General features: G+C 73.0%; 12 protein-coding genes. 8 read left to right on the top strand and 4 right to left on the bottom strand.

The window, feature by feature from the left end; genetic code table 11:
• Positions 1-3: 3 nt before the first annotated feature.
• The 5 genes from PT931_RS25725 to PT931_RS25705 all read left to right on the top strand — a co-directional run bounded on the left by PT931_RS25725 (position 4) and on the right by PT931_RS25705 (position 7,011).
• Complete coding sequence (locus PT931_RS25725) at positions 4-1,410, top strand: MFS transporter (RefSeq protein ID WP_456248269.1); 1,407 nt, start codon at positions 4-6, stop codon at positions 1,408-1,410.
• 288 nt (positions 1,411-1,698) lie between these two features.
• Entirely contained in the window at positions 1,699-1,917 is a 219-nt protein-coding gene (locus tag PT931_RS25720) for a hypothetical protein (protein WP_456248268.1), read from the top strand.
• A gap of 4 nt (positions 1,918-1,921) precedes the next feature.
• Positions 1,922-4,798 (top strand): AAA family ATPase, encoded by a 2,877-nt coding sequence (locus PT931_RS25715; RefSeq protein ID WP_456248267.1) that lies wholly within the window; start codon positions 1,922-1,924, stop codon positions 4,796-4,798.
• A gap of 131 nt (positions 4,799-4,929) precedes the next feature.
• Positions 4,930-5,757, top strand: coding sequence for an AfsR/SARP family transcriptional regulator (locus PT931_RS25710; RefSeq protein WP_456248266.1), 828 nt, complete (start codon positions 4,930-4,932; stop codon positions 5,755-5,757).
• Positions 5,758-5,865: 108 nt separating this feature from the next.
• On the top strand, positions 5,866-7,011 hold the full coding sequence (locus PT931_RS25705) for a branched-chain amino acid ABC transporter substrate-binding protein (protein WP_456248265.1): 1,146 nt from the start codon (positions 5,866-5,868) through the stop codon (positions 7,009-7,011).
• A gap of 381 nt (positions 7,012-7,392) precedes the next feature.
• Here the strand turns inward: PT931_RS25705 and PT931_RS25700 are convergent, their stop codons facing one another.
• Positions 7,393-8,010 carry an NAD(P)-dependent oxidoreductase gene (locus PT931_RS25700; protein ID WP_456248264.1) on the bottom strand — a complete coding sequence of 206 codons (618 nt, stop codon included), beginning with the start codon at positions 8,008-8,010 and terminating at the stop codon, positions 7,393-7,395.
• Between the two features lie 92 nt (positions 8,011-8,102).
• Between PT931_RS25700 and PT931_RS25695 the strand changes: the two genes are divergently transcribed.
• On the top strand, positions 8,103-8,468 hold the full coding sequence (locus tag PT931_RS25695; RefSeq protein WP_456248263.1) for a winged helix-turn-helix transcriptional regulator: 366 nt from the start codon (positions 8,103-8,105) through the stop codon (positions 8,466-8,468).
• Between the two features lie 279 nt (positions 8,469-8,747).
• On the opposite strand, the gene PT931_RS25690 is transcribed toward PT931_RS25695, so the two are convergent.
• A complete protein-coding gene (locus PT931_RS25690; protein ID WP_456248262.1) occupies positions 8,748-8,900 on the bottom strand; it encodes a hypothetical protein in 153 nt (50 codons plus the stop codon).
• Positions 8,901-9,160: 260 nt separating this feature from the next.
• Between PT931_RS25690 and PT931_RS25685 the strand changes: the two genes are divergently transcribed.
• The gene (locus PT931_RS25685; RefSeq protein WP_456248261.1) at positions 9,161-10,054 is read left to right on the top strand and encodes a hypothetical protein; all 894 of its coding nucleotides are present in this window, start codon (positions 9,161-9,163) and stop codon (positions 10,052-10,054) included.
• Between the two features lie 73 nt (positions 10,055-10,127).
• Here PT931_RS25685 and PT931_RS25680 read toward each other — a convergent pair whose 3' ends face one another.
• On the bottom strand, positions 10,128-13,568 hold the full coding sequence (locus PT931_RS25680) for a M28 family peptidase (protein WP_456248260.1): 3,441 nt from the start codon (positions 13,566-13,568) through the stop codon (positions 10,128-10,130).
• Positions 13,569-13,828: 260 nt separating this feature from the next.
• Between PT931_RS25680 and PT931_RS25675 the strand changes: the two genes are divergently transcribed.
• Complete coding sequence (locus PT931_RS25675; RefSeq protein ID WP_456248259.1) at positions 13,829-14,740, top strand: hypothetical protein; 912 nt, start codon at positions 13,829-13,831, stop codon at positions 14,738-14,740.
• Between the two features lie 85 nt (positions 14,741-14,825).
• On the opposite strand, the gene PT931_RS25670 is transcribed toward PT931_RS25675, so the two are convergent.
• A complete protein-coding gene (locus tag PT931_RS25670) occupies positions 14,826-15,212 on the bottom strand; it encodes a hypothetical protein (RefSeq protein ID WP_456248258.1) in 387 nt (128 codons plus the stop codon).
• Between the last annotated feature and the right edge of the window lie 15 nt (positions 15,213-15,227).

Below are 15,227 nucleotides of genomic sequence, written 5' to 3'. Positions count from 1 at the left end.
CCCATGTCAGTTGGAGAATCAAACCGTCTAGCCCTGTCGGCTCCCCCGCGCACCGGCCGCGTCTTCGCGATCGTCGCGCTGGCCGTCGGCATGGCCAACCTGGACCTGTTCGTGGTCAACGTCGCCCTCCCGGAGATCGGCCGCGACTTCCACGGCGCCCCGCTGTCGTCCCTGTCCTGGGTCCTCAACGGCTACGCCATCGTGTTCGCGGCCCTGCTGGTCCCGCTCGGCCGGATCGCCGACCGGATCGGCCACCGGACCGGGTTCCTGCTCGGCCTGGGCACCTTCACCCTCGCCTCGGCCCTGTGCGCGGTGTGCCCGTCCGTCGGCTGGCTGGTCGCCGCCCGGGTGCTCCAGGCCGCCGGCGCCGCACTGTGCGTACCGACCTCACTGGCGCTGCTCCTGGCCGCGGCTCCGCCCGAGCGGCGGGCGCCGCTGGTCCGGTCCTGGGTCGCGGTGGGCGGCGTGGCGGCCGCGCTCGGCCCGGTGCTGGGCGGGCTGCTCACCCAGGTCGACTGGCGCTGGGTCTTCCTGATCAACGTGCCGATCGGCGTCGCGGGTCTGGTGCTCGGCCCCCGGGTGCTGCCGGCCAACGACGCGCGGGCGGACAGGCCCTGGCCGGACATGCTCGGCAGCGCGCTCATGGTCCTCGCGGTCGGGGCACTGGCGCTGGCCCTGGTCAGGGCGGACGACTGGGGCTGGGGGTCCGTCCGGTTCGGCGGCACCGTCGCGGTCGCGGTCCTCGCCGCCGCGCTGTTCGTCTGGCGCTCCACGGGGCATCCCGCGCCGGTGCTGGACATGACGCTGCTGCGGGTGCGCGGCTTCGGGGTCGCCACCGTCGCGGCCACCCTGTTCACCGTCGCGTTCGCGATGATGCTGCTGTCCGTCGTGCTGTGGTGCCAGGAGGTGCTCGGCTACTCGGCGGTGCAGACCGGGCTGGCGGTCGCGCCGGGGCCGTTGATGGTGCCGCTGCTGTCGTTGCTGGTCACCCGGCTGGCGCGCCTACTGGGCGGCGCCAACCGGGTCGCGGCACTCGGCACCGTGCTGTTCGCCGGCGGGATCGCCTGGTGGGCGGCGAGCGTGGACCCGACCGTGCCCGCCAGCTACCCGGCCCAGATCCTGCCCGGGATGCTGCTGACCGGGATCGGCGTCGGACTCACCCTGCCCGCGTTGATCGGCTCGGCGGCCGCGGCCCTGCCCGCCGACCAGTTCGCCACCGGCTCCGCCGTGATCCAGATGGGCCGCCAGGTCGGCTCGGTGCTCGGCATCTCGCTGCTGGTCACCGTCCTGGGTGGCGGCGGCGGTCAGGACCCGGTGGAGGTGTTCCGCGCGGGCTGGCTGGTGGTGCTGGGTGTCTGCGCGGTGGCGCTGGTGGCCGCGGCGTGGCCGGCGCGGCGGACGGCCACCTGACCAGGTCGCCGCCGGCGACCGCGACCCGGTCGGGTCGCCGGCGGCGGGGTCACCTACCCCGGGGAGGGGTTGGCGGGCCGCCCTGGACCGACGGCCGGGTCGGGCCACCGGTGCCGTCGCGCCCGTGACCACTGTGAGTCCACTCGGAACTCACTCAGAGGTGCTGCTCCGGGCCGGTACCGGAGTGCCGGGTCCGCTGTCCGGTATCGGATTCTCGGCCGGTTTGCCGGCACCGTCCGGACCGATACGCTCGTCTCCCACGGGTACCGGACACAGTGGAGGTTGTGCGTGACGGCTGAGGACAGATCAGGGCAATTCGGCGTGCTGGAACACCATCCGGCGGGCCAGATCGTGCTCACGGACCCGGTTGGTCCCGGCGTCCGCTCCCGGCTCCTGACCGGCGCGGGCCTCGGTACGTTCCGGAGCCTGGGGGACGGGGGCCCACCCGGGACGCTGTCCATGTGCCCCGGCTGCGCCGACGCCGAGGACGACGACTGGGACTGGTGACCACGTGCCGCAACCGTCCACCCCGCTGATCGGCCGCCAGCGGGAGCTGGCCCTCCTGACGGACCCGATCGCCGGGCTCCGGCAGGGCGGCCGGGCCGTCTTCCTCGTCGCCGAGGCGGGTCTGGGCAAGTCCCGGCTGGGCAGGGAGACCGCCGCCGCGGCCGCCCGCTCCGGGGTTCCGGTCCTCCGCGGCCGGGCCGACGCGGCCGGCACCGCGATGCCGTTCCGGCCGCTCACCGAGGCGATCAGCTCGCTGCTGCGCGACAGCGGGCCGCCGGACGCGCCCGAACTCCTGCTCTACCGGCCGGCTCTGGCGCGCCTCATCCCCCAGTGGCGGCAGGACGACAGGGCCGCCCCGGACCTGACCCTCATCGAGGTCGCCGAGGCCCTGCTCCGCCTCCTGCGGCACGTCGGGGGGCCCACCGGCTGCGTGCTGCTGCTCGACGACCTGCACGACGCCGACACCGAGACCCTGACCGTCCTCGGGTACCTGCTGGACAACCTCGCGGATCTGCCGGTGCTCCTGGTCGCCTCCTCGCGCCCGGAACCCTGCCCCGCGATGGACCTGGCGCACTCGGCGGCCCGGCGTCGGGTCGCCGACCTCGTCGAGCTGGGACCGTTGGGGTCCGACGACGTCGCCCTGCTGGCCGCGGCGGTCCTCGGCGTCGAGGTCGGCGGCGTGCCCGGGGCGGTACTCGACCGGCTGGGTTCGGCGGCGGGCGGCAACCCGTTCTTCGTGGAGGAGCTGGTCACCGCCATGACCGACTCCGGGGTGCTGCGGCACGGCCCCGGAGGCTGGCACCTGACGGGCGTCGACCCGCCGGTGCCGGCCACGATCGTGCACGGCGTCCGGGAGCGGGTCCGCCGCCTCGGTGACCCCGCCGAGGACCTGCTCCGGATCGCCGCGACCCTGGGCCCCCGGTTCACCCTGACGGTCGTGCGGAACGCCACGGGGCTCGACGAGGCGACGGTGCTGCGGATCGCCCGGGCCGCCGTCGCCGCGCGGCTCCTCGAACCCGACGAGACCGGATCCGACTGGTACGCCTTCCGGCACGCCCTGACCGCCGAGGCGCTCCTGGGTGACCTGCTGCCCCCGGAACGGGCCGCGCTAGCCCAGCGGGCCGCCGACGCGGTCGAACACGTGCACCCGGCGCCCGCGGACGGGTGGCTCACGCTCGCGGCGGACCTGCGGTGCGCGGCCGGCCAGGACGCCCTCGCCGCCGACCTGCTCGCCGAGGCCGGCCGGCGCGCGCTGGCGGCGGGGTTCTACACCTCGGCGGTGGCGCCGTTGGAACGGTCCCACCAGCTCCGCCCCGCGACCGGACTCCAGGCGCCGCTGGTCCGTGCCCACCTGGCGGGCGGGCACATCGACCGCGCGTTGGGGTTCGTCGGGGAGTTGCCCGTGCCGTATCGGGGGTCGTCCGAGGAGCGGACCCGCGCCGAGCTGCACGCGGACATCGCCTTCGCCGCCGTGATGGCGGAGCGGATCCCCGACGCCACCGAACAGCTGACCGTGGCACGGAACCTGCTCCGGGACGATCCGGCACCCGGGCCGGGCGCCCTGCTCGACGTGGTCGACGCCCGCCTGATCTTCCTGGGCTCGGGACCGCTGGAGGACCGGATCGCGGTCGCGGGACGGCTGGCCAGGCAGGCCGCCGACACCGCCGAGCGGCGGGACCTGCCGGACGCGGCCTGCCGGGCCTGGCAGTTCCTGGCGGTCCTGGCCCGCGAGAACGACTACGCGGAGGCCGACCGTTGCCTGGAACGGATGCTGGCCGTCGCCGAGGAGCACGACCTGCCCGGCTGGCGGCTGGACGCGCTGCTCCGACTCGGGGTGACCCACTTCCTGCGCACGGGCGAGGTCGACCGGCTCCGGCAGGCCCAGTTGACGGCCGACCGGGCCGGGGCGATCGCCCGGAGCACGTTCGCCGACCTGGCGTTCGCCATCATGCACGTCCTGCGCGGCGACTACGACACGGCGGCCGAGGTGGTCGAGCGCGCCGACCGGGTCACGGCCCGGATGCGGCACCCGGCCGCGCGCCAGGACCTGATGGTCGCGCAGGCCGCGCTGGCGGGTCACCGGGGCCGGCGAGCGGACCTGGAGCGGTGCGCCCCGGAGGACGGGCCGGACGTGCGGGTCACCGGGCTCGGGTACGCGGTGTGCGCGCTCCTGGAGGAGGACCACGCCCGGGCGGCGGCCGACCTCGACGCGGTACTGGTCCAGGAGTCGCAGCACCCGTCGGCGTACCAGCTGGCCGGCGGGCGCGGCCTGCGGCTCCTGGTCGAGGCGCACGCCGGCCGCGCGGGCTGGCCCGAGTACGAGGACGTGGTGCGGTTCCCGTCGGCGGGGGTCCGGTGGAACCGGCAGTTCGTGCTGTTCGCGCGGGCGGTGCTGCTGGGCCGGTCGGGCCGGGCGGACGCGGCGGCGGAGTCGTTCGAGGAGGCGGTGCTGGCCGCGGAGCCGTTCCCGCTGGCCGGGCACCTGGGCCGCAGGCTGGTCGCGGAGGCGGCGATCGCCGACGGCTGGGGCGAGCCGGCGGGGTGGCTGCGGTCCGCCGAGGAGTACTTCCACCAGGCGGGGGTGCCCGCCGTGGCCGGCGCGTGCCGCTCGCTGCTCCGCCGGATCGGGGCCCCGCGTCCGCACCGCCGGCGGGGCATCGACGCGGTGCCCGGGGAGCTGGCCGGGCTCGGGGTGAGCGTCCGCGAGTACGAGGTGCTCGTGCTGCTGGCCGGGTCGGTCGGCAACGTGGAGATCGGCCGGCGGTTGTTCATCTCCCCGCGCACTGTCGAGAAGCACGTGGCGAGCGTCCTGGCCAAGCTGGGGCTGGCCGACCGGAGCGCGGTCCCGGCCCGCGTGCGCGGACTCGTGCCGACCCAGTAGTTGGGGGCGGTGCCCCCATCAGTGGTCCGGTCGGGCGGCGGGGACGGGGGCTCGCGCCGATGCCGGGACACCCGCGCGCGACGAGGCTGGGGTACGTCGCGGCACGGAGCCGCGGGAGGAGGCGTACCCGGATGCTGGTCGAATTCGCGGTCCTCGGGCCCTGTGCCGTGACGGTCGGGGGCGTGCCCACCAGGCTGGGCGGGCCCCGGCCCCGGGCGTTGCTGGCCCGGTTGCTGATCGCCGGTGGCACGGTGGTCGCGGAGGACCGGATCATCGAGGACGTGTGGGACGGGACCCCGCCGCGCGGGCCGCGCCCGGCGTTGCACACCTGCGTGGCCGACCTGCGGAAGGCCCTGGAGCCCGGGCGGTCGCCGCGCCGGCCCCCGCAGGTGCTGGTCCGCAGCGGTCCGGGCTACGCGCTGCTCACCGGGGGCGGGTCCGTCGACGCCGTCCGGTTCGTCGAGGCGGCCCGGTCGGGCATGGCCACCCTGGCCGGCGGGCGCCCGGACCTGGCCCTGCCGCTGCTGGACGCGGCGCTGCGGCTGTGGCGGGGCGCGGCCTACGCGGACCTGGCGGAACTGCGGTTCGTCCGCGCGGAGGTGGAGGGTCTGGACGAGTGGCGGTCGCTGGTCCGGGAGGAGCGGGTCGCGGCGCTGCTGGCCCTGGGGCAGCACCGGACCAGTCTGGTCGAGTGCCGCTCGCTGGTCGCGGAGCACCCGTTCCGGGAGCGGGGGTGGGCACTGTGGGCGCTCGCGCTGTACCGGTGCGACCGCCAGTCGGACGCCCTGGCGGTGCTCCGGGAGGCCGGGTGCCGGCTGCGGGAGGACCTCGGGGTGGAGCCGGGGCCGGCGGTCGCGGCGCTGCACCGGCGGATCCTCGCGCACGATCCGGATCTGCGGTGGGAAGGGGCGGTACCGGACCCCGCGACGGCGTTGGCGCGATTCGTAACAGTTTGGTAGTGCCGACCGGCACACGGTTTCCCTCGGCGGCGTTCACGGGTAGCTTCCCCGCCGTTACGGAAGGTCCCGCACCCGTCGGGGGTCAACCACCGAGGAGGGCTCACAGCCTTGAAGCAGAGATTCGTACCAGCCGTCGTCGTACTCACCGCGGCCCTGGCCGCCACGGCCGGCTGCGTGCAGAACAGTTCGGACGGCAGTGCCGCCTCCGGCAAGGACTGCACGGTCAAGATCGCGTTCTTCGGCGCCCTGACCGGCCCGAACGCGGCACTCGGCATCAACGTCCGCGACGGGGCGAAGTTGGCGATCGACCAGTACAACGCGTCGCGGCAGGACACCTGCAAGATCGAGCTCGACAACCGGGACTCCCAGGGCGACGAGAAGGTGGCCCCCGGCATCGCCGACGCGGTGATCCCCGACCAGAAGATCATCGGCGTCGTCGGACCGGCGTTCTCCGGCGAGTCCAAGGCGGCCGCCGGGAAGCTGTCCGAGAACGGGCTGACGATGATCACCATCGCCACCAACCCGAGCCTGTCCACCAGCGGCTGGAAGACGTTCCACCGGGCGCTCGGCAACGACGCCACCCAGGGGCCGGCCGCCGGCCGGTACATCCAGAACACGCTGAAGGCGGAGAAGGTGTTCGTCGTCGACGACACCTCCGAGTACGGCAAGGGCCTCGCCGACGAGGTCCGCAAGGTCGTGAAGCCCGTGGCCACCGGTACCACCAGCAAGGGTCAGACGGACTTCTCCGCCCTGATCTCGGCCATCCGGGCCTCGAACGCCGACGCGGTCTACTACGGCGGCTACTACGCCGAGGCCGCGCCGTTCCTCAAGCAGCTGCGCGGCCAGGGCGTCAAGGCGGCCTTCGTCACCGGCGACGCCGTCAAGGACGACAAGTTCGTCGAGGGCGCGGGCAAGGAGGCCGCCGAGGGCGCGATCATCACCTGCCCGTGCGTGCCGCCGGAGAAGGCGGGCGGCACCTTCGCCGCGGACTTCAAGAAGGCGTTCGGCAGCGAGGCGGGCACCTACAGCGCCGAGTCCTACGACGCGGCCAGCATCTTCGTGGCCGGCGTGAAGGCGGGCAGGACGAACCGCAAGGACATGGAGGCGTTCGTCGACGCCTACAAGGGCAAGGGTGTGACCACCGACTTCGCGTTCACCCCGCAGGGCGAGATCGAGCTGTCGGCCGTCGCGGTGTGGGCGTACCGGGTCGAGGGCGGCCGGATCGTCGCCGTGGAGGAGATCCCGAAGGCCTAGGGTCGGGCGGGGCGGTGGGGCTCCCCGGATCGGTGAGCCCCACCGCCCTCGCCGGTCAAGGTCCAGAACAGACGGACCTTCGACGGGTACGCGGGGGCGCGGGTGTCGCCAGGCCCGCTCCGCGCCGCGGTCGCGTCGGTCCGGCCATCGGGCCCGCTCCACGCCGCGGTCGCGTCGGTCCAGTCATCGGGCCCGCTCCACGCCGCGGTCGCGTCGGTCCGGCCATCGGGCCCGCTCCACGCCGCGGTCGCGTCGGTCCAGTCATCGGGCCCGCTCCACGCCGCGGTCGCGTCGGTCCAGTCATCGGGCCCGCTCCACGCCGCGGTCGCGTCGGTCCAGTCATCGGGCCCGCTCCACGCCGGGCGGGTGGGTCGACACGGGTCAGGCCCGCTCCACGCCGACGTGCACCCCGTGCCGGCTGGGCTGGTCGATCTCGTCGAGGACGGCCACCGCCAGGTCCGGGTAGGAGATCCGGCTCGCCGCGTCGGCGGGCGCCACCCGGTAGCCCCCGGTCCGGGCCGCCGCGTGGTCGAAGTCCCCGGCCGGGCTGAGCACCACCCAGTCGACCCCGTCGCCGGCCCCGCGCAGCGCGTCGACGCCGGCCGCGTGGCCGAGGTAGAAGGTCCGCCACTCCTGCGGATAGTCCGGGGTGTCCATCAGCGGCACGCCGTCGGCGGTGGCCAGCACCGGGGCCAACCCGACCACGACCAGCCGGGGCACCCCGGAGCCGGCCAGTGCCCGGGCCGCCGCCGGGAAGAACTCGGCGGGGTCCGCGCCGAGGTCGGCGGCCGCGTGCACCGCGGCGTCCTGCCCGGCGACCAGGGCCGCGACCGCGGCCCGGTCGGTGACGTCACCGGCGACCACCCGCACCCCGGCGGGTGCCGGATGCCGGGCCGGGTCGCGGACCACGGCGGTCACCTCGTGCCCCCGACGCACGGCCTCCGCCACGGCCGCTCTCCCCGCCCGGCCGCCCGCGCCGAACACGATGATCCTGCTCATTCTCCCGCTCCTCCCCGGTCCGACGCCCGCCGCCGGACCGACGAGAGGAAAGCTACGGACGAGGGCGGTTACCTCCGGGGTACCGTGGCCGGGTGGAGCCTCTCGACCCCGACATGTTCGACCCGGTCTGCCCGTCGGACCTGTCCCCGATCCGGATCGGCGACAAGTGGGGCGGCATGGTGATCCGCTGCCTGGAGAGCGGACCACGCCGGTTCTCCGAACTGCGGATCCCCCTGCGCGGCATCACGGCGAAGGTGCTGACCCAGGCCCTGCGCGGTCTGCAACGCGACGGCCTGGTCTCCCGCACCGAGCACCCCGGCCCGGCCCCGCGGGTCGAGTACGCGCTGACCGACCTCGGCCGGAGCCTGATCGCGCCGATGGACGCCGCGTGCGCGTGGACGGCCGCGCACTGGGACGAGCTGATCGACGCCCGCGAGGCCGTACCCGGCCCGGTCTGACCCGGCGTCACCACCAGCCACAACTCTGGAGTTATGGCCACTTCGCATGCTCCGGCGGGCCCGAACTGTGTCAGGGTTTTCTCCCACAGGTCCTGTGACCGCCCTCATACCGATCTCGGAGGTGCCGCCGTGGACGACCCGGCACGCCCCGGCTGCCGACGACCGCCACCGGGGGTCGCACGCCCGTCCCCCGACGCGAGAAAGCCGACCGCCCTGCGGCGGCCGGCCCCTCCTCACCCCTCAGAGAGGTATCTGCCGGTGCGAACCGTGCGCCCCGGATCAGGCGTGGACGTATTCGCGGTCCGGGCCCGGATAGCACTCGGTGGACCACTCCACGGCGGAGTCGCGACCCGCGGGGACCTCGGCGAGTCCGTTGGCGAAGCTCTGGTCGACCCAGATGACGACGAAGATCCGGATGTTCCCCGAAGGCATCGGGTTTCTCCTTTCCGGGAAACGGGTGCGGCCAGGCGGAATGCGATCGAATTCCACCGATGACCATCAGGGGTGGGCATGAGCGTAGCGACGAATACCGACACCACGAGATGTCGCGTGACAGCTGTGCGTCATCGCTGAACGCCCTGGTGGAACGCCCCCTACCGAGGTCCGGATTCGCGTTTCCACGGACGCTGTATTGAAAGAACCTGGGAATTTCAAGGAAACGCACGGGACCCTGTCGAGATCGGAGGTCGGGCATGCGGCCGAACACACGAACGCACGCCACATTCGGGGCCGCGCTGCGCGCCGCCATCGCCGACAGCGGACTGACCCTGCACGCCGTCCGGGCGCGTCTGGCCCGCCGCGGTGTCCAGGTCGCGGTGGCGAGCCTCAGCTACTGGCAGTCGGGCCACAACCGCCCGGAGCGGCCGGAGTCCCTGCGGGCGGTGGCCGTGATGGAGGACATGTTCGGCCTGGCTCCCGGCGCGTTGACGGGGCTGCTCGGACCGTCCCGGTCGCGGGCGGTCGCGCGGGTGGGCGGCGGCCGGTTCGAGGGCCTGCCGAGCGGTCGGGCGGTCGCCGAGTTCGCCGACGAGATCCGTCGCGAGTCCGCCGGGGTGCGGGTGCTGTGCACGGAGGAGGAGGCGGTGCTCTCCGCCGGCCGGACGCTGCACGAGGTCCGGACCCGGCTGCTGGGCCTGGCCGGCCGCGACGGTGTGGACCGGTGGGGCGTGGCGAGCTTCGCCGAGCCGGGGCAGGATCTCGACGCGATCGGGATCACCGCGGTGCGGCACTGCAGGGTCGGCAGGGTCCTGCGAAACCACAGCGAACGGTTCGTCGGTACCGAGCTGATTCTCGACCGTCCACTCAGCTCCGGTGACACCTTCATGATCGAGTACACCGTGGTCGTCGGGCAGCGGTGTCCGGACGGGGAGTTCTTCCGCGCGTTCGCCGAACCCGCGGGGCTCTACGTGGCCCGGGTCCGGTTCGATCCCTCGGAACTGCCCGTGCGGTGCTACCAGTTCCACGCACCGCTGCTCGAGGAGTCCCGCGAGGAACGGGAACTCCGGCTCACGGGCGGCCGGGTCGCGCTCCTGGCCACCCAGGACCCCGGGCCCGGCCTGCACGGCATCCGGTGGGAATGGGAGTAGGAATCCCGCGAAGGGAAAGGGCGGACCGCTGACGCGGTCGGCCCTTTCCCTCTCCCCTCAGGAGGACTGCGAACTACACGGTGACCGACCAGGTGTCGAGGATTCCGTAGTCACCCGGGCCGTAGTCGGTGACGCCGAGCCGCCAGACGCCGCCCGCCGCGACGACGCCGACCGGCACGGAGTAGGTCCGCTGGCCGCCGAACTGGGTGCACGGGTAGTTGCCGGTACCCGGCGACTTCATCGTGTACGTCATGCCGTTCGGCGCCATCAGGCTGATCCCGAGGTCCTCGGAGCAGGTGTGGTTGATGGTCACCGACACCTGCACCGGCGACGTCGCGGCGCCGCTCGCGTTGGCCATCAACGAGCTGACGACCTGGTTGTCCATGATCTGGTAGTCGGTGTTGTTGGTGAACGTGCGCCCGCTCGGCGGGGTCGTCGGCGGGGTGCCGTTGACGGTCAGGGTGTAGGTGGTGGTGTGCGACACCGCTCCGGCGCCGGTGATCGTGATGGTCGAGGTGCCCGGGGTGGCGTTGCTGGCCACCGCGAACGTGACGGTGGCGTTGGAGCCCGACTGCACGGACGACGGGTTGAACGACACGGTCACGCCCGACGGCGCCCCCGAGGCGGACAGGTTCACGGTCTGCGCGCTACCCGAGGTGGTGGCCGTGTTGACGGTGGCCGTCACCGAGGAGCCCCGGTTCGCGCTGCCGGAGGCGGGGTTCACCGAGACCGAGAAGTCGTTGGTCGGGGTGGACGTGCCGACGGCGAGGTTCCAGATGGCGTACGCGATGCCGTCCGCGCCCCGGTTGAGGGCAGTGGCACTGATGTTGCTGGTGGTGTCACACGCCGCGTGGTAGCAGGGGTCGTACGCCGCGGCAGTACCGCCCCACTTGGTCACCTGGGCGCTCGTCTTGCGGGCGGAGGCGCCGGTGGCGTAACCGCTGGTGGCGATGCCCGCGTTCTTGAACGAGGCGTCATCGGAGCGGCCCTGGCCCTCGACGTTCTCCTCCGGCTGGAGGTTGAGGGAGTCCCAGTAGGCCTTCAGCGGGGCCGAGGTGGCCGTGGTGATGTTGTTGATGAAGTACCCGGCGTTGGTCGAGCCGATCATGTCGAAGTTGTAGTACCCCTTGATGGCGGTCTTCTGGGCGGCGCTCAGGGAGTTGACGTAGAACGTGGAGCCGTTGAGGCCCTGCTCCTCGTCCGTCCACCAGCCGAACCGGACGTGCTTGGTCATGGTCGGGTTCGCGCTGGCCAGGGCCAGTGCGGTCTCCAACAGGGCCGCGGAACCGGAGCCGTTGTCGTTGATGCCCGGGCCCGCGCTCACCCCGTCGAGGTGCGCGCCGAACATCACCGTGTTGTTGGTGTCACCACCGGGCCAGTCGGCGATCAGGTTGTTCGACGGGTAGGTGCACGAGGAGCAGTTCTGCTCGGTCACCGTGTACCCGGCCGCTTGGAGTTTGCCCTTCACGTAGGCCACGGAGGCCGTGTAGCCGGCGCTGCCCGCGCGACGGTTGCCGCCGTTCTGCGAGGCGATCGTGCCGAACTGGGTCAGGTGCGCCTGCACCTTGGCGACGTCGATGTCGGGCACGGTCGGGTTCGGATTGCCGGTGCCCACGGTCAGGCTGTAGGTGGCCGTGTGGCTCACCGACCCGGTCCCCGTCACCGTGATCGTGTAGCTGCCCTGCGCCGTGGAGGAGCTGGTCGAGATGGTCATGGTGCTGTTGGACCCGGACTGCACCGACGACGGGCTGAACGACACGGACACGCCCGACGGCGCCCCCGAGGCGGACAGGTTCACGGTCTGCGCGCTGCCCGAGGTGGTGGCCGTGTTCACCGTGGACGTGACCGACGAACCCGGCTGGACGCTGCCCGAGCCCGGGTTCAGCCCGAGGGTGAAGTCGTTGCCGGGCGTGGAGGTGCAGCTCGGCTCGTTGGACTGCGCCGGCACGCTCACCGCGTCCCAGGCGGCCTTGACCTTCTGGTACTGGCCACAGCTCGGGTCCAGGTTCTTCGCCGAGGTGAGGGTGTTGACCCGCCACTTCGGGTACGTCATGCCCGAGGTCTTCGTCAGCATCGCGTTGTAGACGATCTTCCCGGCCGGCTGGATCCCGATCCCGGTCAGCGTGGTGCTGTTGCAGGTCGCGCTGACGGGCTGGCCGTTGGTCGGGTTGGTGCCCTCGGCGAGCAGGTAGAACCAGTGGTTCATCGGCCCGGCGGAGGCGTGCTCCGAGGACGGCAGGCTGGTGGAGTAACAGTCGGGGTGCCCGGAGATCTTCGACGGCTTGTACATGTACCGGATCGGGCCGCTGCCGGAGAGGTTGACCTTCTCGCCGACCTCGTAGTCCGGCGCGTCGGTCGCGTTGTTCAGGTAGTACTCGGTCAGCGCGCCGAAGATGTCGCCCACGGCCTCCTGGGTGTCGTGCCCGGAGATGCCGCCCGGGGTCTTGGCGTCCAGTCCGTGGCCGTACTCGTGCGCCACGACGTCGATCGCGGTGATCCACTGGTTCGCGTTGTTGCGGCCGAACACGACCCCGTCGGGGTTGCTGGTCTGGCCCCAGTACGCGTTGACCTCGGGCAGCCCGACCTCGGCGTCGACCCAGTTGCCGTTGCCGTCCAGGCCGTTGCGGCCGTACCAGTTCTGCAGGATGTCCCACATGGCGGATCCCGCGTACAGGACGTCCACGCAGCCGGAGACCTTGTCCGTCTTGGAGGTGCTGCCCCAGACGTCGTCGGTGTCGGTGTAGGCCGCGCCGGTGCTCGACGCGCTGGTGTAGTCCGTGCACTCCAGCTTCGGCCGGCTCGGGTGGCTCATCCGGTAGCTGCCGCTGGAGCCCGACGTGCCGATGGTCAGGTTCGGTCCGCTCCAGATCCCGGTGCCCGTGCCCGCCGCGATCTCCTCGGTGGAGTGCGCGACCCTGCCGCTGGCGGCGTCGACGTACACGTTCTGCCGGGACGCCTCCCCACCGTGGTGCCCGTCACCGGTCGCGGTGCCCGACACGAGCACGTGCCAGGCGAGTACCGGCCTCGGCTGGTCGAGCGTGAGCACCACCAGCTTCGGTTCGGCGACCTGGTCGACCTTCAGCAGACGGGTACGGGCGGCGGCGGTGGCCTGCTGCGCGCTGATCCCCGGCCGGGTGTCCACCGCGATCGTCGTGTCGCTGCCCGACACCGTGCTCAGCACCCGGCCGGCGGCGTCGGTGGCCACGACCGCGTCGCCGCCGACCACCGGCAGTCCCCGGTAGGTGCGGTCGTAGGACACGTAGTACAGCGCGGCACCGGGGTCGCCCCCCGTGTAGACGGCCCGGCGGTCGAACTGCTCGTCGGGGCCCTTGCGCAGCGCGTCCAGCCCGCTGGAGGCGGCCCGGTCCGCGGCGGCGACGGCCAGCCCGACGGGATCGACGGCCTGCGCCGTGGGGGCCTGCGCGGCGGACCAGGACAGCGCGGCGGCCGTCCCCGCGACCAGCGCGAGGGCCAGCCCCGCCGCCAGGGCCGGTGGCCGGGTTCCGTGTCTCATGGGTTGCTCCTTGGTGCGAGGGGGGTCCATCCATGGAATTCCACCGATGGCCATGTGAGGGTGAGGAGGAGCGTAGTGACGGCACCCGATACGGCAAGACGTCGGACAATCACCGTCAGTAGTCACTGAACGGTCGGCGGGGACGATTCCGGCGCGACGGCGAGACCCCGACCGGAACCCGGACACCCGTTGAAAAAACTCGGGATTTTCACAGCTGCGGGACACGGCGCGCGGGGCCATCATGGGAACGGAGGTGGAAGATGCGACCACGGGCACCCGTCACGTTCGGGACCGCGCTGCGATCGGCGATCGGCGAGAGCGGCCTGACCCTGCACGCCGTCCGGGGGCGGCTCGCCCGCCGCGGGGTACACGTCGCGATCGGCACCCTGAGCAACTGGCAGACCGGCCACAACCGCCCGGAGCGGTCGGAGTCCCTGCGGGCGGTCACCGCGCTGGAGGAGCTGTTCGCCCTCGCCCCCGGCGCGCTGACGGCCCTGCTCGGCCCGCGTCGCTCCCGCGGTCGGCAGGCCGTCGGGGCCCCGGAGCGACTCCGGTTCGACGCCGTGCCGAGTGGCACCGCGGTCAAGCGGATCGTCGGCGAGATCTGCCCCGAGATCCCCGACGACGTGCGCGTGCTGTACACCGAGGAGGAGGTGGTCCTCCGCCCCGGGCGGATCCTGTCCGAGATCCGGACCCGGTTCCTGGCCCGCGCGGAGGTCAACGGGGTGGACCGGTGCTTCGCGGTGAACTTCGCCGAACCCGGGTACGACCTCGACACGATCCACGTGTCCGCGACGCTGAACTGCCGGCCCGGCCGGGTGCGCAGGGACCACGCCCAGAGTCTGGTCGGCACCGAGCTGCTCCTCGACCGGGTCCACAACGCGGGCGAGACCTTCCTCATCGAGTACACGGCGGTCATCGGCCAGCCGATCGGCGACCACGAGTACTTTCGCGCGTTCGCCCGTTCCACCGGTCTCTACGTGGTCCGCGTCCGGTTCGCCCCCTCGGAGCCGCCCCGGCGGTGCTACCGGTTCCAGGCCGCGACCGCCGACGAGCCGCGCGGCGAACAGGAGATCCCCCTGACGGACGCGCGGATCGCCCTGGTGGCGGCGCAGAACCCCGGGCGCGGGGTCGTGGGCATCCGCTGGGAGTGGGACCAGGGCACGCGTTGATCCCCCCCGGACGTACGGGGCGGCCCGCCCGGGGGGAGTCCCCGGACGGGCCGCCCCGTGCGGGGTACCCGCTCTCCCCGAACGGTCAGCAGGTCGCCGAGGACGAGATCCGAACCCCGTTGATCTTGCGCATCGGGTGGTCGTTGGAGGTGTCGTACATGCCTCCGGGCCAGATACAGACCACCTTGCCGTCGGTGAAGCGGAGGTAGGCCACGTCGTCGTGGCGGGTGTTCACAATGGCGCGGGCGTTCATGGACGAGCCCGTGATGCTCTGGTAGCCCGAGGTCACCACCTGGTACCTGCCGGTGATCTGCGAGGCCGGGTTCTCCAGGTCGCCGCTGTAGAAGCACACGTACGGGTAGGGACACGCCGGCGCCCCTGCCGCCGCGGCCGGTTCCATGGCGACCGCCGCGCCCACGACGCCGACGGCGACAGCCGCCAGGAGCTGGGGAAGTTTCCGGAATGAGGACATCAGTCGTTCCTTTCG

This window comes from Longispora urticae (genome assembly GCF_053902585.1).
Note: the sequence above shows the minus strand (reverse complement) of the source record. Positions and strands in the feature narration are given on the sequence as shown.